This window comes from Microbacterium sp. (assembly GCF_036566905.1).
Lineage (GTDB): Bacteria > Actinomycetota > Actinomycetes > Actinomycetales > Microbacteriaceae > Microbacterium.
This window is the reverse complement of the sequence record NZ_DATCVK010000145.1, coordinates 1-1,971: the sequence shown is the minus strand read 5'-3', so window position 1 is coordinate 1,971 and position 1,971 is coordinate 1. Positions and strand designations below refer to the sequence as shown.

Below are 1,971 nucleotides of genomic sequence, written 5' to 3'. Positions count from 1 at the left end.
GGACCGACGGCGGGGCGGGAGGAGCGGTGGGGACCGACCCGGTCGCGACGGTAGTGGAGCCGGTGCCGGTGTCGCCGAGGGTGCTGCTCATGGTTTGCCTCCATAGTTTCCAACTGAACGGTTGCAATTGAACCACACGGCGCCCGGATCCACAACCGTTCAGTTGGGAATTTGCTAGAGTGGCAACATGGCCTGGGATGTCGAGCGCACGAAACGCCTCCTGCTCGACGCGGCGACGGCGGAGTTCAGCGAGCACGGACTGGCCGGCGCCCGCATCGATCGCATCGCGACGAACGCCGGCGTCAACAAGGAGCGCATCTACCAGTACTTCGGCAAGAAGGACCAGCTCTTCGCCACCGTGCTCACCACGCAATTGCGCAGCGCGATGGACGCCGTGCCGATGAGCGGGGAGGGCCCGGCCGCGGCGGGCGACTACGCGGGGCGGCTCTTCGACCACCACGTCGCCGAGGCGACGATCCCGCGCCTGGTCTTCTGGGAGGGGCTCGAGCGCGGCGCGAACGCGGCCGCCGATGCCGCTCGTGCCGAGTACCACCGCGTGAAGGTCGAGGGGTTCCAGCGGCTCCTGCCCGGCCTCGATCGGCCGCAGGCGGCCGAGCTGCTCCTCACGATCGTCACGCTCGTGAACGCCTGGCCCGTGCTCGGCCACCTCGACGAGCTGCTCGTCGGAGCCGGCGAAGCGCCGGCGGCCCGGCGCGCGGCGCGACGCGCCTCGATCGTGCAGACGGTCGAACTCCTCGCCGAGGCGGCGCAGCGCGAGTCGCCCGGTGTCGCCGACCCGGCGGGCGCACGCCGCTGAGATCAGGGCGGAGTTCAGGGATAACCCTGATTCGCGGCATCCGGCCTCGCTCGTACTGTGAGTAGCGATCGCCGCTCCGCGAACCGCAGGGGGAACTGTCATCGCGGAGTGGTCGATCGGATAGCCGGTCAGCACCGAGTCCCGAACACGACGTGCAGGCCGGCTTCCCCCGTTTCGGGGCACGGGCAGAGAAGGGCAGGGCGATGACCCCACCCGTTTCGGGCAGCGGAAGCAGCCCGCAGAGAAGGGCAGGGCGATGACTGAACGGATGATGCACCTCAGCCGGCATCGCAGCGCCGAACCCGCGCGAGGCGAGGTGCGCTCCGCGCACGTCGACCGCGCGCTGAGCTGGAGCGACTTCCGCACCGCCGTGCGCTACGACCCCGCGAACCAGCTCCTCCTCGCCGTGCCGGCGATCAGCGCCAAGCGCGCCGAGCACTCCTGGCTCGGCGAGGCGACGGCGCCGCACACTCGCCTCGGCGAGGGCGAGATGTACCGACGCGAATTCGAGCGCGGCGCCGTCTACTGGTCGGCGCGCACGGGCGCCCACGAGGTGCACGGACCCATCGCCGAGCACTGGCAGGGCGTGGGCGGCGAGACGTCGTTCCTCGGCTTCCCGACGACCGACGAGCAGCCGCTCGCCGCCTCGGAGCTCGGCGGCCGGATCCCGGGCGGGTTCGCGCACTTCGAGGGCGGATCCATCTACTGGACCCCGGCCCACGGGCCCGCCATCGTCTTCGGCATGGTGCGCGACATCTGGGCGCTGCTCGGGTGGGAGCGTTCGGCGCTCGGCCTGCCGGTGCTCGACGTCGACCTCGTGCCCGCGACGGGAGTGCTCCGCGGCGTCTTCGAACACGGCACGGTGGAGTGGGCGTCGTCGACCGGGCCGGTCGTCGTCATCGATCCGTCGGGCGACGATCCCGAGTCGGTCGGCGCACTCGACGCCGTCGACGAGGACACGCTCGACCGGCTCCGCTCCGACTTCGCGCCCGAGGTCTGATCCGCGGACACGAGGTGTCCCGACCGGCCACGGGTGTGAGCTCGGCGACGTGACAGACTCGACGGGTGACCCCGACCCTGCCTGAGCTCGCGCCGAGCCCGTACGACGCCGATGCGATGTACGACGCCTTCGTCGACTGGGCCGAGGGCCGGGA

At 71.3% G+C, this 1,971-nt stretch carries 2 protein-coding genes; both read left to right on the top strand.

Going from position 1 to position 1,971, the window contains the following annotated elements:
- The first annotated feature begins 187 nt into the window (after nucleotides 1–187).
- A complete protein-coding gene (locus tag VIP82_RS11065) occupies nucleotides 188–817 on the top strand; it encodes a TetR/AcrR family transcriptional regulator (protein ID WP_331908492.1) in 630 nt (209 codons plus the stop codon).
- Between the two features lie 256 nt (nucleotides 818–1,073).
- Nucleotides 1,074–1,817 carry an LGFP repeat-containing protein gene (locus VIP82_RS11060; protein WP_331908490.1) on the top strand — a complete coding sequence of 248 codons (744 nt, stop codon included), beginning with the start codon at nucleotides 1,074–1,076 and terminating at the stop codon, nucleotides 1,815–1,817.
- Nucleotides 1,818–1,971: the final 154 nt, after the last annotated feature.

Excerpts from the sequence above, each read along its gene's own strand:
- VIP82_RS11065 (WP_331908492.1), top strand. The coding sequence starts at position 188 with ATGGCCTGGGATGTCGAGCGCACGAAACGCCTCCTGCTCGACGCGGCG.
- VIP82_RS11060 (WP_331908490.1), top strand. The coding sequence starts at position 1,074 with ATGACTGAACGGATGATGCACCTCAGCCGGCATCGCAGCGCCGAACCC.